At 21.5% G+C, this 22,138-nt stretch carries 20 protein-coding genes; 4 read left to right on the top strand and 16 right to left on the bottom strand.

The genetic code is table 11. The annotated features are described in order from the left end of the window. Positions 1 to 100: 100 nt before the first annotated feature. Both APCICONF2801_RS01210 and argF read right to left on the bottom strand, forming a co-directional pair. Entirely contained in the window at positions 101 to 487 is a 387-nt protein-coding gene (locus APCICONF2801_RS01210; protein WP_075431993.1) for a RidA family protein, read from the bottom strand. Positions 488 to 565: 78 nt separating this feature from the next. Beyond that, on the bottom strand, positions 566 to 1,582 hold the full coding sequence (argF, locus tag APCICONF2801_RS01205; RefSeq protein ID WP_075431991.1) for an ornithine carbamoyltransferase: 1,017 nt from the start codon (positions 1,580 to 1,582) through the stop codon (positions 566 to 568). Positions 1,583 to 1,882: 300 nt separating this feature from the next. Here argF and APCICONF2801_RS01200 point away from each other — a divergent pair, with 300 nt between their 5' ends. The 3 genes from APCICONF2801_RS01200 (at position 1,883) to APCICONF2801_RS01190 (ending at position 7,380) form a co-directional block, all read left to right on the top strand. Then, positions 1,883 to 3,376 (top strand): leucyl aminopeptidase, encoded by a 1,494-nt coding sequence (locus tag APCICONF2801_RS01200; RefSeq protein ID WP_075431990.1) that lies wholly within the window; start codon positions 1,883 to 1,885, stop codon positions 3,374 to 3,376. A 124-nt stretch (positions 3,377 to 3,500) separates the two neighbouring features. Then, the gene (locus APCICONF2801_RS01195; protein ID WP_075431988.1) at positions 3,501 to 6,359 is read left to right on the top strand and encodes a valine--tRNA ligase; all 2,859 of its coding nucleotides are present in this window, start codon (positions 3,501 to 3,503) and stop codon (positions 6,357 to 6,359) included. Positions 6,360 to 6,441: 82 nt separating this feature from the next. Next, complete coding sequence (locus tag APCICONF2801_RS01190; RefSeq protein ID WP_075431987.1) at positions 6,442 to 7,380, top strand: rhodanese-related sulfurtransferase; 939 nt, start codon at positions 6,442 to 6,444, stop codon at positions 7,378 to 7,380. Between the two features lie 86 nt (positions 7,381 to 7,466). Here the strand turns inward: APCICONF2801_RS01190 and APCICONF2801_RS01185 are convergent, their stop codons facing one another. After that, positions 7,467 to 9,353, bottom strand: a complete 1,887-nt coding sequence (locus APCICONF2801_RS01185) for an ABC-F family ATP-binding cassette domain-containing protein (protein ID WP_075431986.1) — start codon at positions 9,351 to 9,353, stop codon at positions 7,467 to 7,469. Between the two features lie 384 nt (positions 9,354 to 9,737). On the opposite strand from APCICONF2801_RS01185, the gene asnS reads away from it, so the two are divergent. Further along, entirely contained in the window at positions 9,738 to 11,138 is a 1,401-nt protein-coding gene (gene asnS / locus APCICONF2801_RS01180; protein ID WP_075431984.1) for an asparagine--tRNA ligase, read from the top strand. A 681-nt stretch (positions 11,139 to 11,819) separates the two neighbouring features. Here asnS and APCICONF2801_RS01175 read toward each other — a convergent pair. From APCICONF2801_RS01175 to APCICONF2801_RS01115, 13 genes are all read right to left on the bottom strand, one after another. Continuing rightward, a complete protein-coding gene (locus APCICONF2801_RS01175; protein WP_075431983.1) occupies positions 11,820 to 12,173 on the bottom strand; it encodes an HIT domain-containing protein in 354 nt (117 codons plus the stop codon). A 36-nt stretch (positions 12,174 to 12,209) separates the two neighbouring features. Continuing rightward, complete coding sequence (locus APCICONF2801_RS01170) at positions 12,210 to 12,992, bottom strand: TatD family hydrolase (RefSeq protein WP_075431981.1); 783 nt, start codon at positions 12,990 to 12,992, stop codon at positions 12,210 to 12,212. Positions 12,993 to 13,010: 18 nt separating this feature from the next. Then, complete coding sequence (locus APCICONF2801_RS01165; protein ID WP_075431979.1) at positions 13,011 to 13,562, bottom strand: DNA polymerase III subunit delta' C-terminal domain-containing protein; 552 nt, start codon at positions 13,560 to 13,562, stop codon at positions 13,011 to 13,013. Beyond that, positions 13,538 to 14,002, bottom strand: coding sequence for a hypothetical protein (locus APCICONF2801_RS01160; RefSeq protein WP_075431977.1), 465 nt, complete (start codon positions 14,000 to 14,002; stop codon positions 13,538 to 13,540). Before APCICONF2801_RS01160 ends, APCICONF2801_RS01165 begins: the two co-directional genes overlap by 25 nt. A 145-nt stretch (positions 14,003 to 14,147) precedes the next feature. Next, positions 14,148 to 14,390, bottom strand: coding sequence for an acyl carrier protein (gene acpP / locus APCICONF2801_RS01155; protein WP_075431975.1), 243 nt, complete (start codon positions 14,388 to 14,390; stop codon positions 14,148 to 14,150). 77 nt (positions 14,391 to 14,467) lie between these two features. Continuing rightward, positions 14,468 to 15,202, bottom strand: a complete 735-nt coding sequence (gene fabG / locus APCICONF2801_RS01150; protein WP_075431973.1) for a 3-oxoacyl-ACP reductase FabG — start codon at positions 15,200 to 15,202, stop codon at positions 14,468 to 14,470. Beyond that, complete coding sequence (locus APCICONF2801_RS01145; protein ID WP_075431971.1) at positions 15,186 to 16,142, bottom strand: ACP S-malonyltransferase; 957 nt, start codon at positions 16,140 to 16,142, stop codon at positions 15,186 to 15,188. Before APCICONF2801_RS01145 ends, fabG begins: the two co-directional genes overlap by 17 nt. 142 nt (positions 16,143 to 16,284) lie before the next feature. Next, on the bottom strand, positions 16,285 to 16,473 hold the full coding sequence (rpmF, locus tag APCICONF2801_RS01140; protein ID WP_075431969.1) for a 50S ribosomal protein L32: 189 nt from the start codon (positions 16,471 to 16,473) through the stop codon (positions 16,285 to 16,287). A gap of 93 nt (positions 16,474 to 16,566) precedes the next feature. Continuing rightward, a complete protein-coding gene (locus APCICONF2801_RS01135; RefSeq protein WP_231938294.1) occupies positions 16,567 to 17,553 on the bottom strand; it encodes an RluA family pseudouridine synthase in 987 nt (328 codons plus the stop codon). Between the two features lie 204 nt (positions 17,554 to 17,757). After that, positions 17,758 to 18,522, bottom strand: a complete 765-nt coding sequence (locus APCICONF2801_RS01130; protein WP_075431965.1) for a flagellar basal body P-ring protein FlgI — start codon at positions 18,520 to 18,522, stop codon at positions 17,758 to 17,760. A gap of 9 nt (positions 18,523 to 18,531) precedes the next feature. Then, complete coding sequence (locus APCICONF2801_RS01125; RefSeq protein ID WP_172800840.1) at positions 18,532 to 19,131, bottom strand: flagellar basal body L-ring protein FlgH; 600 nt, start codon at positions 19,129 to 19,131, stop codon at positions 18,532 to 18,534. Between the two features lie 1,023 nt (positions 19,132 to 20,154). After that, positions 20,155 to 20,883: a hypothetical protein gene (locus APCICONF2801_RS01120; RefSeq protein ID WP_075431960.1), complete on the bottom strand. Its 729-nt coding sequence runs from the start codon at positions 20,881 to 20,883 to the stop codon at positions 20,155 to 20,157. A gap of 615 nt (positions 20,884 to 21,498) precedes the next feature. After that, on the bottom strand, positions 21,499 to 21,891 hold the full coding sequence (locus APCICONF2801_RS01115) for a flagellar basal body rod protein FlgB (protein WP_075431958.1): 393 nt from the start codon (positions 21,889 to 21,891) through the stop codon (positions 21,499 to 21,501). Between the last annotated feature and the right edge of the window lie 247 nt (positions 21,892 to 22,138).

Genomic DNA, 22,138 nt, shown 5'->3' with positions numbered 1-22,138 from the left:
TTTTTAATAATTAATAAAACTTTATTAAATTTTTTAAAAAAGTAAAATTAATAAATTTTTAAAACATTATGCCACGATGTGGCATATATTTTATATTTTTTTATATATACGATGCTATAGCTTCGATTTCTATTGATACATTTCTTGGTAACACTAAGACCCCAATACATGATCTAGCAGGATATATTTTTGTATATTTCTTAAAAAAATTCGAGTAAGTTTGATTAATCGCATCTAATTTTTTTAATTCTGTAGTGAAAATAGTTATTTTAATTATATTTTTAATGCATAAGTGATGTTCTTTTAAGATATATAAAATATTTTTTAAGGATAATTGAGTTTGTTCTGATATTTTTTCAGGTATTTCCCCATTTTTTTTATTTATAGGAATTTGACCGGATAAAAAAAGAAAATTTCCTGATCTTATAGCGGGAGTATATGGACCATATATCTTTATTTTTTTATTTGATGTACTTAAATTTTTCATTATGTTATATCTTTTTTAAAAGATTTTTGGTGAATTTTCCGTTAATATGAAAGTATATAAATCATTTATAATATTTTTTTATATAAAAAATGGATGATTTTTGGATAACGTTGCGATTAATAATGCTTTAATAGAATGTATTTTATTTAGAGATTGTTGAAAACTTAAATTATTTTTTGAAGAAAAAACATCATGTGAAATTTCAATTCCAGAAGAAAAATTATATTTTTTATGTATTTCTGAGCTTATTTTAGATTTATTATCATGTAATGCAGGAAGACAGTGTAATATTTTTACATTCTGATTATTTGTTAGATCCAGCATTTTTTGATTTACTTGATATTTTTTTAAATTTGTGATCTTTTCTTTCCAACAGGTCATTTTATCTCCCATAGAAACCCATGTATCTGTGTAAATAAAATCAATATTTTTCACTCCTTTTTTGATATTCTCAGTAAACATAATTTTGTTTTTTTTTATTTTTTTTTGATTAGTATCATATATATTGTTATCGGGCCAATATAGTTTTGGAGATACAATATTTAATTTAAAACCTATAGTTTTTGCTGCTTCTAATAAAGTATGAGCTATATTATTTTTTGCATCTCCTACGTAAGCGATTTTAATCTTTTTTAATGAAATATTTGGATAAGTTTCTTGAATTGTGACAAGATCAGCTAATAATTGTGTAGGATGGAAATTATTTGTTAAACCGTTCCAAACCGGAATTTTTGAATATTTTGCTAAGAGATTTAAGGTATGATCATGATAACCGCGGAATTGGATTCCGTCGTACATACAACCTAAGACTTTTGCTGTATCTGCAATGGATTCTTTATATCCAAAATGTGTATCTTGTGAATTGAGATATGTTGTATAAGCTCCTTGATCATGCGCTGCAATTTCAAATGCACAACGAGTTCTTGTAGATTGTTTTTCAAAAATTAATGCAATATTTTTTTTTTTTAAATATTGAATTTCTTTTTTTTCTTTTTTTTGTTTTTTTAAATCCAGTGAATAATTAATTAAAAATGTAATTTCTTTTTTTGTAAAATCTGAAAATTTTAAAAAATTTTTTTTATATAGTGTTTTCATAAAATAACTCTAATTTTTTTATAAATGCTATGAATTTCTTTAAATATTATTGTTTATTATATCAAAAATATACATATATTACAAAATTTGTTATCATTTAAAATAATCAATAAAAATTAATTTTTTTAGATATCTCTTATTAAAAACATGATTTTATATATCCTGCAAATATTGTATAATATCTATTATATTAAAAAAATTTTATTTTTTCTAATATTTTTAATAAGAAAAATTTTTATTAGATAATAAATATTTATTTGTGAACTTTTTTTATTTTTTTTTATAGGTTAGGTAGAATTTATGAATTTTTCTGTTTTTGTTAATTATGAGCCTGATAAATTAATTGACTGTATTGTTTTAGGTATTTTTGAATTAAATCCTTTTTCTTATTTACCAAATTTTATTAGTGATCAAGTTAAAATTTATATTTCAAAAATAATGAAATATGGTGATTTTCAAGGTCAGATAGGACAAACTTTAGTTTTATATAATGTTCCTACTATGACAAAAAAAAGAATTTTATTAATAGGATGTGGAAAAAATATTAACTTAAGTGAAAGTCATTATAAAAAGATAATTAAAGCATGTATTAAAAATTTAGTCAGTATTCGTGCAAAATATATATTATGTTCGTTAATAAATTATAATGTTTTACATTTAAATATGTATCGAAAAGTAAGATTTTTTGTTGAAATATCCAAAGAATTTTTAAATTTTTATGAATTTAAAAATTTTAAATTTTTGCATGAAAATCCAGATGATCAGCGATATTTTTTCTTATATATAGAAAATATAAAAAAATTAGCGATAATAAAATTAGCTATTAAGCATGTTGACGCTATTTTTAAAGGAATTATAAGAACTAAAAATTTATGTAATATGCCTTCGAATATTTGTAATGCTAAGTATTTATCAGAAAAGTCAAAAAGTCTACAGTTAGAATATCCAAATTTATTAAATACAAATATTATCAGTAAAAGAGAAATGGAAAAATTAAAGATGAATGCATACTTGTCTGTTTCGTATGGTTCATACAACGAACCATTTATGTCTATTATTAGATATACTGGTAATCCTGAGCGTAACAGCTATCCCATTGTTTTAATTGGAAAAGGGGTGACTTTTGATTCAGGTGGATTATCAATTAAACCATCAAGAAATTTGGATGAGATGAAATATGATATGTCAGGAGCGGCGACAGTATATGGTGTTATGACAACTATATCTGAATTACAATTACCTATTAATGTAATTGGTATTCTGGCGGGATGCGATAATATGATAGGACAAAATTCCTATCGTCCCGGTGATATAATTACTTCTATGTCCGGAAAAAAAATAGAGATATTAAATACTGATGCGGAAGGAAGATTAATTCTATGTGATGTTTTAACTTATTCAAATAGATTTAATCCTGGAATTATTATTGATATTGCTACATTGACCGGCGCTTGTACTGTCGCTTTAGGAGAAATTTATACAGGATTAATGAGTAATAATGAACAATTAGCTCAAGATTTAATTAATGCAGGTAAAATAAGTAATGATTTAGTATGGCGTTTACCTTTGCATACAAATTATAGTAAAGACTTGCAATCTTCTGTTGCAGATTTGAATAATTCCGATAAAGGATTAGCTGGAGCTAGTGTGGCTGCTTGTTTTTTATCAAAATTTGTTAACAACGATTTGTGGGCTCATTTAGATATAGCAGGTACAGCATGGTCATCTTCTAAAATGAAGGGTGCCACAGGAAGGCCGAATAAACTATTATGTGAATATTTGTTAAATAAATAAAAATTTTTTATTTAAAAATATATATTGATTATATAGATAAAGAATAAAATTGATTTTTTTTATCTTTTGGCATAGTTTATATTAATATAAATTTTTTAAATTACAACTATATAACGAAATAATTATGAAAAAAATATATAACCCTAATAGAATAGAAAAATATATTAAAAAGTGGTGGAATAAAAAAAATATTGTTAAAAAGAAGATTAATATTAGTAAAAAAAGTTTTTGTATTATGATGCCACCGCCTAATATTACTGGATCTTTACATATGGGACATGCTTTTCAACAAGCTATTATGGATTCATTGATTAGATATAATCATATGTTAGGTAAAAATGTTTTGTTTCAAATGGGTACTGATCATGCAGGAATTGCAACACAAATTGTAGTTGAAAATTATTTACGAGAAAAAAAAGGAAAGAAAAAAGGTACGTATTCTAGAAAAGAATTTATAAAAGAAACTTTAAATTGGAAAAAAAAATTTGAATCTAATATTTTATATCAAGTTCAACGTTTAGGTAATTTTATTAATTTTCATGATTCTAAGTTTACTCTAGATAAAAATTTTTCTAAAGCAGTAAAAAAAGTTTTTATTATGTTATATAAAGACGGTTATATTTATAAGAGAAAAAAATTAGTATATTGGGATCCATATTTGAAAACAGTAATATCTGATTTAGAGGTAGAGCATCGAATATTACCTAATACTATGTGGTATATAAAATATCCATTGATTTTTAAAAAAAATACAAAAAAACAAAAGAATATGTATTTAATTGTATCGACTACACGTCCAGAAACTTTTCTTGGAGATACTGCACTGGCTGTTCATCCGGATGATGTTCGATATAAGAAGTATATCGGTCAATATGTTTCAGTACCTCTTATAGGTCGGGTAATTCCTATAATAGCAGATAATCAGATTGATTCCAATAAAGGGACAGGATGTATGAAGGTAACTCCGGCTCATGACTTTCATGATTATCATATAGCAATTACTCATAAATTACCTATGATTAATATTTTTACATCAGAAGGAAAAATATTATCTCAGTTAGAATATTTTGATTATAAAGGAGAAAAAATAAATGAAGAAAAAATCGATATTCCTAACATATTAAGAAATATAGATAGATTCAAAGCTAGGAAAAAAACGATTTTTTTATTAGATAGTATATCTTTTATAGAAAAAAATGAATCATGTCAAAGTTCCATCCCGCATGGAGACCGTAGCGGAATGGTTTTAGAGCCGATGTTAACAAATCAATGGTATTTACGCGTTCAATCATTAGCAAAAACTGCTATTAGAGTAATTAAGGAAAAAAAAATTTTATTTATATCTAAACAATATCGAAACATGTATTTTTCTTGGATGAATAATATTGAAGATTGGTGTATTTCACGTCAAATATGGTGGGGACATCAAATACCTATTTGGTATGATCATTCGAATAATAATATGTATACCGGATATAATGAAAAGTCTATAAGAAAAGAGTATAAGATTCCAGATCATATTCTTTTAGAGCAAGATTCAGATGTTTTAGATACCTGGTTTTCTTCTAGCTTATGGACGTTTGCTGGATTAGGTTGGCCAACTGAGACTAAAAAATTAAAATATTTTCATCCTACTAACGTATTAGTATCTGGATTTGATATTATATTTTTTTGGATTGCTCGAATGATTATGATTACAACATATGTAATGAAAAAAGTTTATGGTATTGAACAAGTTCCATTTAAAGCAATATATATTACAGGATTAATTAAAGATGAAGACGGAAAAAAGATGTCGAAATCTAAAGGTAATACATTAGATCCATTAGATTTAATAGATGGTATTACGTTATCACAATTAATTGATAAAAGAAATAAAAATTTAGTTAAACCGAAATTATCTTCTCAAATAGTATTTCATACCACTAAACAATTTCCTAATGGAATTGAAGCATACGGTACTGATGCGTTGAGATTAACGTTTTTATCATTAACTTCTACTAGTCGAAGTATAAATTGGGATATGAATCGAATCAAAGGATATAAATATTTTTGTAATAAAATATGGAATGTTAGCCGATTTATATTTTTAAATATTTCAAAAAAGGTTGAAGAAAATAATTTACAAAATTCTTTTTTAGATCAATGGATATTATTAAAATATAATATATTACTTAAACAGTATCATATTTTTTTTAAAATTTATCGTTTTGATAAATTAATTTCTATTCTTTATCATTTTGTATGGCATGATTTTTGTGATTTTTATCTAGAAACTATTAAACCGATTTTACGTACTGGTTTAAGAAAGGAAAAAGAATCAGTTCAATATATTTTATCTTTTATTTTTTGCTCAATAATACATTTATTACATCCTATTATGCCTTTTATTACAGATATGTTGTGGAAAAATTTTAATGAGTTATATAATATTCCTGTACAACCAATTGTTTTAAATTCTTTTCCTATGTATGAAAATAATGCCTTTCCTCTTTATTTATTGCAATTTGTTACATGGATACAAAAATTAATATCAGTATTGCGAGTTATACGGGTTGATATTGGTGTGCAATATAATTTTACATTACCATTATATGTAAAATGTTTTTCGATGTTTAAAAAGATTTTTATAGAAGAGAATTACCATTTTTTAAAAAAAATTCTTTACTTAAAGAAAATTTTAATCATTATTAAATATCACCAAAAGTCTTCCTCACTTTTCAGAATTATTGATGATACTGAATTATTTATTCCAATTTCTAGTACTGTGAATATTAAGATAGAATTATTGCGATTACAGAAAAAGATTTTAGAAACTCGAGTTTTGATTAAGGGAATAATGGAAAAAGTAAAAAATAAAAATTTTCTTAAAAATGCTCCGGAAAATATTGTTTTTGAACAAAAAAGAAGATTACAAAAAAACTCTATTATTTATAATATCTTAAAAAAACAAAAAAAATTTTTATTGTACCAAAAAAAATAAATTTGCAAAAGATCTTAATAAAAATTTAATAATCATTTTATATGCTTATATTTTTTATTTTTCAGTAAATAAGGATAAATTCATGTTAAGAAAAAAAAAAATTATTTCTAATAAAATATTAAAAATTATTTATCAACATGATTATACAAAACGTACGATTATATCATTATATAAATATTTTAAGATACATAATCCGATAATATTGTTAGATTTTATTAAAATAGAATTAAAAAAATATGATGTACTTGGGAGAATTTATATAGCAACAGAAGGAATCAATGTACAAATTAGTACGCCAGATATTTACATGAAGAATGTTATTTATTTTTTTAAAAATCTTAATATTCATTTAAAGAATATCTGTATTAATTATTCGATTGTCAATCGAAGTATGGCGTTTTGGAAACTACAAATTAAAATACGAAAACAGCTTGTTGCTAACAATATTCATGACATACCTATTTTAACAGATTCATTTAAAAATTATTTAAATGCATTTCAAGTAAATAAATGTTTTTTTGATAAAAATACAATATTTGTAGATATACGTAACCATTATGAATATGAAATTGGGCATTTTCATCGTTCTTTAGAGATACCTTCTAATACATTTCGTGAACAGTTAGATAAATTACCAATTTTTTTAAGACTATACCAAAATAAAAAAATTGTTTTGTATTGTACAGGTGGAATACGTTGTGAAAAAGCTGCCGCATTATTAAAAAAATATAAGTTTAAAAATATTTATCAAATTTATGGAGGTATCTTAAGTTATATTAATCAAACGAAAACTTATAATTTACCAATGTATTTTAAAGGAAAATTATTTGTTTTTGATTCACGCATGGCAGAACGCATAACTAATGATGTTGTTTCTATTTGCAAAAATTGTCAAAATATAACAGATAGTATGCATATTAATTGTTTAAATAATGTATGTCATCGTTTATTTATTCAATGTGAAAAATGTTCTAGAAAACTGAAATCGTATTGTTCTAAACGTTGTTTAAATTTTTCATAATATTAATAAAAAATTCTATACTTTAATATGAAATCTTCTTTTTTAATATAATAAAATATTAATGTTAATATTCAAGAAAATTTTTTTTATTTTTTTTCTTTTTCTAATTTTTCCCAATTTTTAAAGGTTTTTTTTAATTTCTTTTTTTCTTTATTTAATTTTTGATAGACTATTTTAATATATTTTTGATCATGATGATAAAAATCACAATGGTTTATTTCTTGATTTATCTTTTTAATATTATTTTCTATGATATTAATATCTTTAAATATGTTTTGTAATTCTTTTTTTAATTTAATGCGCATAGCTCTTTTTTTAATTTTATATTTTTTATCTTCTATTTTTTTTTGCATGACTATTTTTTTTTGACGGGATAATTTTTTATCATATTCATTAATTTGATTAAGATGAATATGAATATTACCTTCTTTATCAAAATATAAAATTTTGTTAGATACTTGATTAATAAAATAACGATCATGGCTAGCAAAAATTATTGTTCCGTTATAACTGATTAAAAATTTTTCTAAAAATGATAACATTTTAAAATCTAAGTGGTTCGTAGGTTCATCAAGTATTAAAATATTACTTGGTTTAAAAAATAATTTTAATAGCAATAAACGACTAATTTCTCCACCGGATAAAGATTTTGCAGGAGCATGTATTTGATCTTCAGAAAAAAGAAACTTTTTTAAAAGTCCAATAATTGTATAATTTTTTTTCTCGATTTTAATGCTATCTTTACCATATGAAAGATTCTCTAAGACTGTTTCTTCTTTTTTTAGTAAAGTATATTCTTGATCTAGTTCTTCTATTTTGATTTGATTTCCGTATTTTATATTGCCTTTTGTTGGTTTTAATTGTTTTAATAGTATTTTTAGTAAAGAGGTTTTTCCACAGCCGTTAGATCCTATTAACGCAATTTTTTCTCCATATAAGATTTTATTAGAAAAATTTTTTATTATACAAGTATTATTATATGCTAAATGAATATTATTTATAGAAATCATTATCCGATGGGTTTTATTTAATACATTTTTAATATTTGGATATTGATTATTATATTGGTTTTTATCATTCATTAGCTTTATAGTATTTTGCATATCTTTAATTTTTTTTAATTGTTTGATATTTCTTTTGGTACGACCTTTAACTCCTTTTTTGCTTTTTTTATCTTGTTTTTGAAATTCAATTTTAAATTTTTTATTCTTAATTTTTTCAATTTTGATAAAGATATCTTTTTTTTTTATAAATTTTTCATATTTATTTTCTTTCCAGTTAGTTAACGTTTTATTATTTAACTCAATGATATTTGTTGAAACATTGTTAATAAATGAACGGTCATGAGAAACGAATAATACACTACCAGAAAATTTTTTTATATATGATTCTAACCAGATAATACTTTTTGTATCAAGGTGATTAGTAGGTTCGTCAAGTAATAAAAGATGAGACGAAGGAGATAAAATTTTAATAAGAGAAATTTTTTGTAAATTACCACCGGATAAAGATGATAGTATAGAATATTTTTTTAAGGATAATTCTTTCATTAATTTATTAATGATTATATATTTCTGCCATAGATTTTTTTCTTTAATTTTTGATTGTAAAAATAATATTTTTTTTTCATATATATGTTTTTCTATTATTTTTTTATTTTGAAGTAAATTATCATACTGTGATAAATAATTTGATTTTTTTTCTATGTTCTTGTACATGTTATGATAAATTGTTTCATCGGTTCTGAGGGGTAATTTTTGCGATAAATATTTTATTTTAATTTTTTTTTTCTTTTCAATAAGACCTTGATCTAATGGTATTTTTTCATAAATTATTTTTAATAGTGTAGATTTTCCAGCTCCATTATTACCTAGCAAACAAATTTTTTCTTTTGGATTTATTATTAGATTTATGTTTTTTAAAAGATATTGGTTATATAATTTGAAATATCCGTTTTTTACTTTTACTATCATTTTAGCATCCTATATTTTTATAATGATTTTTATTATTTTTTTTTTAAAAAATTTATTAATTTATGTAATCCTTATTTTAATAAATAATTTTATGACATATATTTAGTATAATATAATACTTTAAGTATAAAAAAAAATATTTTTTTTATTTTTATCAAGAATTTATTTTTTTTATTTTTATATTATTTAATTTTATTTTTTAAATATTATTTTTTCAACAATAATATTATTTTTTAAATTGACTATATCTAATATCACTATATTATAGTTTAAAAGCCTTATTATAAAATTTTATTTTTAATGTTTTAATAAAAATACTTCTAAAAAAAATATGAAAATCTCTATTTTGACCAGTATATATAAAAATTTTATAGGAGAAAAATCATGTCTGTTTTATCTATATATGATATTTTTTTAACTGATTCATATATCAATAAAAATATTACTATTAATGGATGGGTACGTAGTAGAAGAGATTCTAAAAAAGGAATTTCCTTTTTAAGTGTTTATGACGGTTCTTGTCATAATATTATTCAAATCATTGTAAAAAATTCGTTAGATAATTACTATACTGAAATTTTGAAATTAACTATTGGATGTTCAGTAAAAGTGCAAGGAGTTTTACAATACTCTCGTGGAAAATTACAAAAATATGAAATTTTTGCTAAAAAGATTATAGCATTAGGATGGATAGAAAATCCTGCATTATATCCTATGTCTGCAAAGAAACATACTATGGAATATATGAGAAACTTTTGTCATTTGCGTTCTAGAACTAATTTATTTGGAGCTATTACAAGAATTAGAAATGTTGCTTTTCATGCAGCACATAATTTTTTATATAAAAAACAGTATTTTTGGATTTCTACCCCGATTATTACAAGCATTAATACCGAAGGCGCGGGATCAATGTTTAAGGTTTCGATGTTAGAAGCGCAAAATATTCAAGATAAAAAATTATTTAGTAATGATATAAAAAAAGAATTTTTTAATAAAAAAGTATTTTTAACGGTTTCCGGGCAATTAACTTTAGAAGCATATGCTTGTGCTTTATCCAAAGTTTACTCTTTTGGACCTACTTTTCGTGCAGAAAATTCAAATACAAAAAGACATTTAGCAGAATTTTGGATGTTAGAAGTTGAAACTGCTTTTGCTAATATAGATGACATTTCTAAATTCTCCGAAAAACTATTAAAGTATATTATATCTACCGTCTTAAAAAATAGTCTAGTTGATCTTTTGTTTTTACAAAACAATCTTGATTCAAATATTTTATCACGTTTAAATAATTTTATTAATATTCCTTTTATTAATATTAATTATAGTGACGCGATTAAAATTTTATTAAAAAATTCTTATAAAATAAAAGAAGAAATATTGTGGGGTAATGATTTATCAATTCTTCAAGAAAAATATTTGGTTGAAAAATATTTTAAAAGGCCTATTATAATACGTAATTATCCAAAATCTTTGAAAGCATTTTATATGCGTATTAATTCAGATAATAGAACAGTATCGGCAATTGATGTATTGATCCCGTTAGTCGGTGAAATTATTGGCGGGTCCGAACGTGAAGAGCGTTTGCCATTATTAAAAAAACGTATAAATGAAATGGGATTAAATAAAAATGATTATATTTGGTATCAAGAATTAAGAAAATATGGAACGGTTCCACATGCTGGTTTTGGTTTAGGTTTTGAACGATTAGTTATGTATATTACAGGAATTAAAAATATTCGTGAAGCAATACCTTTTCCCAGAACTGCAAAAAATGCTGACTTTTAATCGTATTAGATATATAAAATATATTAAAAAAATATTTTTTTACCATTTTTCAAAATAGTAAGAGAGATAATTTTTTTATAACTATGATTATTATGTTAAATATAATAAATTAATCATAAAATTTTCGAGATAGTAGTATCTGTACATATATAAATAAATTTATGATAATAGACTGTTTTTTTTACAATTTCGTTAAATAAAAATTAATACCATTGATTATAAAATGATTTAATTATAAATATTGTTATATTTTTTTCCTAAAATAATAAAAAATTATAATTATGTGAGATAGATTTTGTAATGTAATCGATTTTTTTATCATACGTACGTATACTACGATATATTATATAAAGGTATTATTTAAATAAAAATTTTTTTTAGAGAAATTATTTTCAAAAAATAATCTCAATAAAATAAAGATGAAACTGATAAAAAATTAAATTTCTTTAGATCAATAAAATTTAATATTAAACCAGAATCTTCAAATATTTTCCTTTATGTATTTTTAAGTAAAATTTTTACAATTAGTAAAATAAACATTTTAATTTTATTAATATAATAATGGTTAATTTTTATAAAAAATTATAAATTTTATTATTATACAAAAATATTAACAATCCTTTTATTTAATATAATTTATATTATAGAAAAAATGAATATTCCGGATTTTTTATTTTGATACTATATTTTTGATAGTATCGGGCCTAGATATTGACCACCGAGTATATGAAGGTGTATATGTTGAATTTCTTGACCTGAATCAGGATTGCAATTCATAATTAATCTATATCCACTTATATTAATTTTTACCATTCTTGTAATTTTAATAGCTGCATAATACATGTACATAAGTATTTTTTTATTTTTTTGATTAATTTCATCTAAAGATGTGATTAGAATATTTGGAACGACTAAAATATGTATAGGTGCTTTTGGAAATAAATCTTTAAATGCTGTAACATATTGATCTTGATAAATTAATTCTGATTTTATTTTTTTATTAATTATCTTTTGAAAAATATTATCTTGATTCATAATTTTAAATTTTTTCCTTTTTTTTTGAAAATCATTTTAATTAATTTTATTTTTTAGCTTAAATAATGTAAAAAAATTTTTTTGAAGAACCGAAGTAAAACTCAAAAAGTCCATTTTAATATACTTAGCAATATATTTTGCTATATAAATTAAAAAAGATGGTTGATTTTCTTTATTTCTTACTGGCTCCGGGGATAAATAGGGTGAATCAGTTTCTATTAAAAGACGATTTATAGGAATAAAATTTAATATTTTCCTTAAATAATCTGCGTTCTTAAAGGTTATAATACCAGAAAAAGATATATAAAAACCTAGATCTAGTAGTTTTCTAGCCATTTCTATATCTTCATTAAAAGAATGTAATATTCCAGATATTTCTTGTTTACAATCTGAATAAAGTGCATCAATTGTTTCTTTTTTGGAATAACGGCTATGTACAATAATAGGTTTTTTTAATTTTTTTGATATATATATATGTTTTTTAAATAATTCAATTTGTTTTTTTTTTTTTGAAGATCGATAAAAATCTAACCCTGTTTCACCAATAGCAATAACATTATTTTTTTGAGAAAATTTTTCTACATTTATAATATCTGATTTTTTGTGTTGATAATTTGGATGTAATCCGCAAGATAAAAAAATATTACTTTGATTTTTAATAAATTTTTTAAGATTTTTAAAATCTTGAATAGAAGTAGAAACCGCTAAAAATCTTTTTATATTTTTTTTTTCTGATTCTTCTAAGACAGATTCAATATTTTTATGAAGAGTTTTATAATTTAGATTATGAATATGGCAATGAGTATCAATTAAAAACATTTTTTTTCCATAGATAATTTATTTTTTATTGTTGAGTAAATAATTCCAACATAATGTTTGTTCAGTTAACATTAATTTTTTATCAATATAAGGAATTTTTTTTAATATATATTGACATTTAATCCAGGACATTAAATTTTCATAAAGATTCTCTAATTCTATTTTTTTAGATAATTTTTTAATTAAATCATATTGATCAGGATTACATAAAACATCTTTTTTTTTAAATATATTAAATTTTATTACATCTATCAGCAAATGACATATCCATGTAATTAGAAGAGATGTATTATTATAGTACAAAAGTGAAAATAATACATTAATATCTTGATCAAGAACATAGTTTTTAATAATATTCATGAGCTTTTTTCTTTGTAATATTTGAGATCCATTTAAAAATAGATGAGATTTTATTAGCGAATATTTATTAATACAAAAAGCAGTCTTAATTTCTTGATTTGATTTATTTTTATTTTTTTCTTGTAACCATAAAATAGAATTATTTTTATTTAGAGAACGAATATAATATATTGTAGCTCGGCTTTTTAATGTATTATGAATTTTTTCCAAATTATTGGTAGATAAAAAAAAAGCGTGTTTTTAGGAGGTTCTTCTAGTGTTTTTAATAATGCATTGTTTGCTTCTATAGTAATGTTTTGGATCTTTTTAATATATACTATTTTTACGCCTCCTTGTTGTGAAGTTTTCTGAATGTTGATGATAATTTGACGTATATCATCAATACTAATTTTTTTTTTTATTTTATAAATATTTTTTTGGTATAAGTCTGGATGATTTCTTTTTTTAATAAAAATACAAGAAGTACATTGGTTACAAGAGTGGAGTTTATTTTTTTTTAAACATAATAACCATTGACTGACTTTATAAATTAATTGAGAGACACCCATCCCTGGATATGCATGAATTAAAATAATAGGATGTAATTTTTTATTTATATATTTCATTACAATATTTTTATATTGTTTTTTTAGCCAAGGATAATTTTTCATTATATTTTTATATAATTTAATGTATATGTGTTTTTTATAGAAAAAAAAGAATTAAAATATTATTTCTTTCTATGTTATTTTTATTATAAATTTTTCTTTTTTAATATATATATTATAATATATGATATTAAAACATTGATCAATATTATTTTTTTTTTATTATTTTTGTAATGAAATCTATAAAGTTTTCAACAGTCTTTATATGATTGATATTTATATCAATAATATCAATTTTAAATTCATCTTCTACTAACATAATTAATTCTACAAAATCTAAAGAGTCGGCTTGAAAATCATTTGAAAAATTACTTTTTAAAGAAATTTTATTTTCTTTCTTTTGAAATTGTTTTGCGAGAATTTTAAAAATTCTATTCGTAATATTATTCATATTTATATCTCAATTTTTTCACAAGGTTTATTTTTTAAAATATATAATTTATTTTTTAATGAATTCTATTAGGTAAATTATGGCATATATATACCACCATTAACATGTATTGTTTGTCCGGTTATATATGATGATTTTTTAGATAATAAAAATTTGACTACATGAGTAATATCAGCTGGTTTTCCAAACTTTTTAGTTGGTATCTTCCGTATGATTTCTCTTTTTTTAGAGAATAAAATTTTTTTTGTCATATCTGTTAAAATATATCCTGGAGCTATTAAATTCACTGTAATATTTCTAGAAGCTACTTCTAGCGCTAGAGATTTTATAAATCCTACTAGTCCTAATTTAGAAGCAGCATAATTAGTTTGTCCAATTTGTCCGATATATCCGATTACTGAATTAATAACAATAATACGTCCAAATTTTTTTTTCAGCATATATGGTAAAATCACTTTAGAAAGGCAAAATATTGAACATAAGTTAACTGTTATTACATTATTCCATTCTTTTATAGTCATATTCATTAATAAATTATCATTGATAATTCCTGAATTATGAATTAAAATATCTATTTTTCCTATTTCTTTCATAGTATTTTGGATAGTTACTTGAGCATTATTATAATTTAAAAAATTTACTTGAATCGCTCTACCTTGTTTATCCAACATTCTTTTTATTATTTGGATTCCTTTATTAGTTTTTGCGGTTCCAATTACATAGATGCCTAATTTTATTAATTGTAAAGCTATATTTTTTCCTATTCCTCGACTAGCTCCTGTCACTAAAGCAATTTTATTTTTTTTTTTCATTATTCTTGATAATATCAATGGTCGATAAAAGATAATCCTTTGAATTTATAGATAAATTGATTAATTTCTTAGTCGAAAGATATGAATTTCTAAATGTATTATTTAAATTAATATTTATACAATATTTAATTTGACTAGAAATAATTTTTTTAATAATTTTAGTCCACTTGACTGGTTTATAAAATTGTTTAATTATTGCTTGATATATTTCTTCTTTTGATAACAAAAAAGAAGCTTTAACATTTTCAATAATAGAGCATTGACCTGATAAAATTTTTATTTTATTTAAATGATAAGAAAAAATTTTTGAAATTTTTTTCATTAACAGACAGTGCATACTAAAATAAATAGGTAATTTTATAATATGTTTTGCGCCATGTTTTTTACATATTTTATTAGCTTTTATTACCGCGAGACTGTGCCCGGTTATAACTGTTTGTATATCTGTATTAATACATGAAACAAATACTTTTTTTTTATATCCGGACACATATAGACAAATTTTTTTTATTATTGGTAATTTTAATCCAATTATGACATAAGTTAAATATTTTTTATTTTTTTTTTTAGATTTTATAATCTTATCACGTATTTTAAGTATTTTTAAGCCATCTATAAATTTTATAGAATGATTACATATTAATGCTGAATATTGACCAATACTATGACCTGCCATAATATTAGGAAAAAGATCAGATGACTGTTGTAACCACATGCGAAACATTGCTACTGAAGATATTAAAATAAAATATTGAAATTCTAGCTGATTTTTTTTATTAGGATAATACTCTTGAAGAATTTTTTTTAGTATATCATATTTTAAAAAATCAGACGCTTCTTGAAATGTTCTTTTAATTATAGGATATTTTTTTAGTAATAAAAATAATATATTGGGATTATATAATCCTTGTCCCGAAAAAATAATGGCAAATTTTTTCATATTTTATAAAATTTAAAAAGATTTTCAGACTAATATAAATGATAAAAAGAAAATTTTATATATAGTATTAATATACTGATTAATTAATATAAATTATTTTTTAATTAGAAAAAAATTATATTAATAATTGGAAGTAACTTTATTAGGTAATCTTATTTTTTATAAAGTTTTTTTGTTTTTTTCCTCTATAAAAACCTGTTTTAGTAATATGATGACGAATATGGAATTCTTCTGATATTTTATCTTGAGATAATTTTTTTAATGATATATGATCATGAGATCGTCTCATTCCTCTTTTAGATCTACTTGGTTTACTTTTTTGAACAGCCATAATTTTTTCCTATTTACTTTAACAATATAAATGAATTATTGAATTTTTTTTTATTCATTTTTTCTTTATTCAAAATTTTCATAATAAAATATTTTATGTAGATATATTTTGAGCAAAAAAATCTATATAATTTTTAAAAGTTTTATTTAAAGGTGCATATATACAAATTTTTTTTTGATATTGGGGGTGCATAAAAATCATAGTTTGAGCATGTAATAATAATCTTTTTTTATTTATTTTTTTTATTTCTTCAGATTCCTTTATTTTTTTTGTACTATATTTTTCGTCAAAAATTATTGGAAAACCAGAATAGGCAGCATGTACACGAATTTGATGCGTTCTTCCGGTAATCGGTATAATTGATACTAAAGTAGTATTTAGATAATATTTTTTTACAATAAAAATTGTTTGTGAAGATTTTCCGTTTTGATGTACTCGAACTTTATTTTTATCATATATATTTTTCGTTTTTAATAAAGGAAGATCTATTATTTTCTTATTTTTTGGCCAGTGCCCTTGTACAATAGCAGTATATTCTTTGTAAATTTTTTTTTCACGTAATTGTTGGTGCATTATTTTTAATATTGAATTTTTTTTAGCTAAAATTAAAATTCCTGATGTATCTTTATCTAGACGATGTACTAATTCTAAAAAAAATAGGTCTGTACGTATTACGCGAAATATTTCTATAATTCCTGATGTGATTCCGCTACCTCCATGAACAGCAATACCAGTAGGTTTATTTATAATTAATAAATATTCGTCTTCATAAATAATATGTTTTAAAAAAAAATTAATAGTAGATTTGTTGTACGTTCGTTTTTTTTTTTTAATTATTGGTATTTTAATAGAAAATAATGTAATAATATCTTTTTTTTGTAATTTATAATTAGGATTTATTTTTTTTTTATTAAGTCGAATCTTTCCTATTCTTAAACAACGATATATCATACTTTTTGGTAAATTTTTAAATTTTTTAAATAAAAAATTATCTATTCTTTGAGTTGATATATTTTCATTTACAATGATTTTATATTTTGGAACAATTTTTTTTTTCTTTTTTTGGTTATATAGCATCATTTTTCATTTTTATAAAAAATTAATTTTTATTATTGCTTTTTTAATAAGTTTTTTTAATATCATATCATATTTAACCTAAGATTTTTTTATAATATATATTTTGATTTGATTATCTTTTTTTTTAATAATATTTTTTTTGTTTTTTTTTTATTTTAAATATTAATATAAATTATTCAGAAGATGAATTATTTATTTTTAATAAATTTAATTAAATTTTGATGTATCTATTTGTATATTTTCGATACACGATAACATTTTAAGTTGTGATAATTTATTTTCTGGAAGAGTAATTTGTATTGTATATAAATCAACAATTTTGCTTTGCATGGGATAATTTTTATTAATAACTTGATATATTTCTTCTGTTAAAGCGCTATTTTTATTTAGTACATGAAATAAAATTTTTTGTTTTTTTGTAGAGTGTGGTAATTTTTTTTCTAAAATAGCTCCTTTCTTGATTTCTATATTAGTATAGTTATTTTTTTTATATGAATTTTTCATATTTAATGTATTAGAAATAAAAGGGATTTTTCCGTATGCAATAGCATATTTTATGTTATCCAATCCATATAGCGGAGTGAGTAATAATATTCCTCCTTGTAGATTGGTTGCGTTTCCGATTGATGAGATTGATAAATTCATTTTTTGTCCTACATAACTCCATGATGGAGTAACTGTGGTCACTATGACTGCAGCTATATTTCTTGTTTGAGTGTTATATTCGTTGTTAATATTAATGCCTAATTTTAAAAATATATTTATTAATAATTTTTTTGCAAATGATGTCGTTGTTATTTGATCTCCAGTTCCATTTAAACCAATAATTAAACCATATCCTAATAATTGTGTTTGATGATTTTGTGATACTTTAATTAAATTTTTAATTTTTTCTGCTAAAATAGCGGGATGTATTACGTAAATAGATAAAATAACTAAAAAAATATATTTATATTTCATTAAATGATTCATAAAAACCTTTTATAACTGTGAATTTTTTATTATGGTATGAAACATTTTTATTGATAGTTCAATAAATGATTTCAAGAAGTTTTTTAAGGTCTCAGTTTTTGTTATTTTATGAATAGTAGGATGATGATATTTATAACAAATTTTACAGTTTGCAATATGAGCTGAAGAAATAAAATTATTTTTATCAATATTTTCAGGATTAATAATACCAGAAAAATATATATCTTCAGTACTACTATTTATTATAATAATTTTTTTTCCTAATACCTCTAAATACCCGTTAGGTAAAATTTTCTTAATAATTCCTGTAATTGTACCTGTAATAACATTATTTGCAAATGCATTATCTTGATGTAAAAAAGATTGTTTATTATGCGTATCTATGTTTGGAGTATCTATAGCATCTTTTGGGACTGGAAAAAAAGATTTCATACTATTACGAAATACAGAAAATATTCCCGTGTTACTTTCTTTTTCTCGTTGACAATGATCTGATGAGCTGTTTGAAGCTTGTATATTTTCCTTTAAATTAATGATAATTAGATCGCCGATTTGATATTTTTTTTTTTCTGCATACCAAGATTGGTAAATTTGTGGTTTTTTTTTCAAAATATTTATATGTTTATTAACTGATTGTGTAAAAGTTATTCTATTTTTTAATTTTTTATTATAGTTTATATAAAAAATTATCGAAAATATTAACACAAAACATATAAAAATTTTTTTATATTTAATTGAGAATAACTGAAACACAGATACAATACCTCCTAATTTTTTTAATTTTATATTTAAGATGATTTTTAAAACATTTGTTCAATTCTAGTTAGCACTTTACTATTAATGTCATAAGTTTGGGTTTTTTGTATTTAATTCACCAATTTTTTTATCATATTGACTTTACATTTTTTTAAATAACCTTAAAGAATTTTTTTTGGGATTCTTTATTCTTATAGAGTTCTAATAAATTTAGTATTATTATATATAATTGATTTTGTTTATTGAGATCAATTATTTACAATATATTCTAATTTATTAAAATTATTACATTTTACTCATTGCATTTTTCCAATCTCAATATTGTTTTTAATTTATTTTATTAATTGTCATACTAAATCATCCTTTATATAATTATTTTTATTACTAATTTTAAGAATCGTTATGAAGGGAAAAAAGAGATAATCCCCATTCTTTGTAACTATTCTTCAGTATTATTACTTTATATGTATCATCTTTTTTTAAATACGATTTTTACATTTTTTAATTAAATTTGAAAAAAATTTTTTTATGAATAGCAAGAGTTTTCCAAGACTCTTTTTCTAATTGGTGTTCTGAAATATCTATTCTATAGAAATTATCTTTATTCTTATTCTTAATTTAATTGGAGATATTTTTTTTATCTTTATTTTTGGATATATTTCTGCTTGAATAGATAGAATTTTTTTATATAGATTCATGACTTTTTAAAACTAAATTTTTATTTATATTTGCTAAATTATTTTCTATGTTATTTAAACTAATTAGCTAGGTATCTAGACCATTTTTTAATACTCAAAAAAAATAGATTTATAGGTGATTTTTTTTTTCCTTATTTTATTTTTCAGATACTTCTTTTAAGAATATATTGGTTTTTTCTTAATTTTTATTAGTGTTTGATTCTACTGTTATATTTGCTTTTATATTTCTTGCTGTGCTTAATGTTTTAATTAAATTTGCAGTTAAATCTTCATCACTTTCCGGATGTATATGATACGGCATATTACCGATCATAATTTCAGATTCATTTTCTTTATATTTTTCTAATCCAGAAGGATTTAAATCGCAAAATTTACTATTTTTTCTTACGGTTACATCTGAATCATCTAAAAGAATAGATTTTATTTTACTTAAAAAAATATTTTTTTTAGAATCGCTATTTTCTTTAGAAACAATAATTGTATAATCTGGTTGAATAACAACATCATAACCATTTTTAATCATGATTATATTATTATCTGTATCTAATAAGCGAAATTTATCTATCACTAATTCTCTTTTTTTATTAATTTTCACAGGTTCATTTAAACTAATACGAATAAAAACTTCTTTTCCTTGATCGTCTAATGCTGAAAAGAAATTATTTTTATGCATGATGGTATCGCATAATAATTCGATATCTTGTTGTATTACTTCTTCTTGTGTATCTGGATTATTATATCTGTCACTAGTACTTGGTAGATCGCTATATGGATCTGGAGTTTCATCAAAAAGAAAATTAGATTGGAAATTAGGTGTAGAAGAATTGTCGATATTATTTAATAAAATTTTTTTTTCAGTTAAATTACGATTTATAGACATTAACATAGAATTGAAAATTTTATTCATAAAATAATACTCCATAGTTTTAGTATTTTTAAAAATGATTTTACATTTTTAAATATAGTCTGTGAATATAAAATAAATCATTGAAAATTTATTATCATAATTATTTACTGCGAGCTTCTTAAACTTTTTTTTATGTGACTAATGTTATTATATTGCACCAACTAGAAAAACTCAATATAATCAATGTATATTTTATGTAATGATAATATTTTTAAAATAAGTATTTTAATAGTTTTTAATTTTTCTAAGTGAGTATAGTTATTATTATTGGTATTTATATTAGCGTTTTTTTTATTAAAAATATTTATATTAAAAGATTCTATAAAACCTTTTTGATTAGTAAAAAAATGATTATTTTGATCTATATATCTTGTACAGACTTTTTTTTTATTACTTGAGAAACATAATAACCCTTCGATGTTCTTTTTTTTTCGTTAAGATAAAAATTGAAAAATAGGTATTTTTTCAATCTGCGGATGATATTTTTCGTTTTTATCTTTAAAAAAAATTTCTAAACTTTCTAATTTATTAACTTTCTAATTTCATTATTAACTACTTGAACGATTATGGATGAAACTGTAATATCATATGTATCTAATGATATAATCATACAAATTATATCCCAATTATATCAAAAAATATTTTTTCTCTTTTTTTGATTGAGGCAATACATTTTTGGTATATAATAGAATTTTTTAAAAATTTTAATCTTTCTATATCTAAATCATTATTTTTTATAAATTCTTTTGAGTTATTTTTTAATAAAACTTTTTTTTTTCTTGGTATTAATTTTATTTTAGAATAATCCATTAAAAAATTTTTATTTTCTATATTTTTCTGTCTTTCTTTAACTGCTGCTATAAATTCTTTTTTAAAATTGATATCTTTTGCTTGATAATTTTTTGTATTTATATTAACTATATTAGATACAATGAGGCTTTGTTGGTAAAGTAATAAATTTATTGCGATTTTATCTAATTCAAAAATTTTCCAGAGCGTAGAAAACATAATCATCCTCAAATATTTTTTATATTATTTTATAAATCTAGAATTGTAAATTATTTTTACGAATATTTTTAAGAAAAAATTATTTTTTATTTTTTACAAAAGGTTACATATATCATTTATAGATATAAATTTTTTTATATAATATTTTTTTTAGTAGAATAATCTTTTTTAGTTATATGAGATAAAAAATAAAATTTTTTTAAAGAAAATTATTGTTATCAAATTTATATAATTACATTTTATTTAT

The organism is Buchnera aphidicola (Cinara confinis) (assembly GCF_900128735.1).
Lineage (GTDB): Bacteria > Pseudomonadota > Gammaproteobacteria > Enterobacterales > Enterobacteriaceae > Buchnera_F > Buchnera_F aphidicola_L.
Note: the sequence above shows the minus strand (reverse complement) of the source record. Positions and strands in the feature narration are given on the sequence as shown.

Excerpts from the sequence above, each read along its gene's own strand:
- APCICONF2801_RS01210 (WP_075431993.1), bottom strand. The coding sequence starts at position 487 with ATGAAAAATTTAAGTACATCAAATAAAAAAATAAAGATATATGGTCCA.
- argF (WP_075431991.1), bottom strand. The coding sequence starts at position 1,582 with ATGAAAACACTATATAAAAAAAATTTTTTAAAATTTTCAGATTTTACA.
- APCICONF2801_RS01200 (WP_075431990.1), top strand. The coding sequence starts at position 1,883 with ATGAATTTTTCTGTTTTTGTTAATTATGAGCCTGATAAATTAATTGAC.
- APCICONF2801_RS01195 (WP_075431988.1), top strand. The coding sequence starts at position 3,501 with ATGAAAAAAATATATAACCCTAATAGAATAGAAAAATATATTAAAAAG.
- APCICONF2801_RS01190 (WP_075431987.1), top strand. The coding sequence starts at position 6,442 with ATGTTAAGAAAAAAAAAAATTATTTCTAATAAAATATTAAAAATTATT.
- APCICONF2801_RS01185 (WP_075431986.1), bottom strand. The coding sequence starts at position 9,353 with ATGATAGTAAAAGTAAAAAACGGATATTTCAAATTATATAACCAATAT.
- asnS (WP_075431984.1), top strand. The coding sequence starts at position 9,738 with ATGTCTGTTTTATCTATATATGATATTTTTTTAACTGATTCATATATC.
- APCICONF2801_RS01175 (WP_075431983.1), bottom strand. The coding sequence starts at position 12,173 with ATGAATCAAGATAATATTTTTCAAAAGATAATTAATAAAAAAATAAAA.
- APCICONF2801_RS01170 (WP_075431981.1), bottom strand. The coding sequence starts at position 12,992 with ATGTTTTTAATTGATACTCATTGCCATATTCATAATCTAAATTATAAA.
- APCICONF2801_RS01160 (WP_075431977.1), bottom strand. The coding sequence starts at position 14,002 with ATGAAAAATTATCCTTGGCTAAAAAAACAATATAAAAATATTGTAATG.
- acpP (WP_075431975.1), bottom strand. The coding sequence starts at position 14,390 with ATGAATAATATTACGAATAGAATTTTTAAAATTCTCGCAAAACAATTT.
- fabG (WP_075431973.1), bottom strand. The coding sequence starts at position 15,202 with ATGAAAAAAAAAAATAAAATTGCTTTAGTGACAGGAGCTAGTCGAGGA.
- APCICONF2801_RS01145 (WP_075431971.1), bottom strand. The coding sequence starts at position 16,142 with ATGAAAAAATTTGCCATTATTTTTTCGGGACAAGGATTATATAATCCC.
- rpmF (WP_075431969.1), bottom strand. The coding sequence starts at position 16,473 with ATGGCTGTTCAAAAAAGTAAACCAAGTAGATCTAAAAGAGGAATGAGA.
- APCICONF2801_RS01135 (WP_231938294.1), bottom strand. The coding sequence starts at position 17,553 with ATGATGCTATATAACCAAAAAAAGAAAAAAAAAATTGTTCCAAAATAT.
- APCICONF2801_RS01130 (WP_075431965.1), bottom strand. The coding sequence starts at position 18,522 with ATGAATCATTTAATGAAATATAAATATATTTTTTTAGTTATTTTATCT.
- APCICONF2801_RS01120 (WP_075431960.1), bottom strand. The coding sequence starts at position 20,883 with ATGAATAAAATTTTCAATTCTATGTTAATGTCTATAAATCGTAATTTA.
- APCICONF2801_RS01115 (WP_075431958.1), bottom strand. The coding sequence starts at position 21,891 with ATGTTTTCTACGCTCTGGAAAATTTTTGAATTAGATAAAATCGCAATA.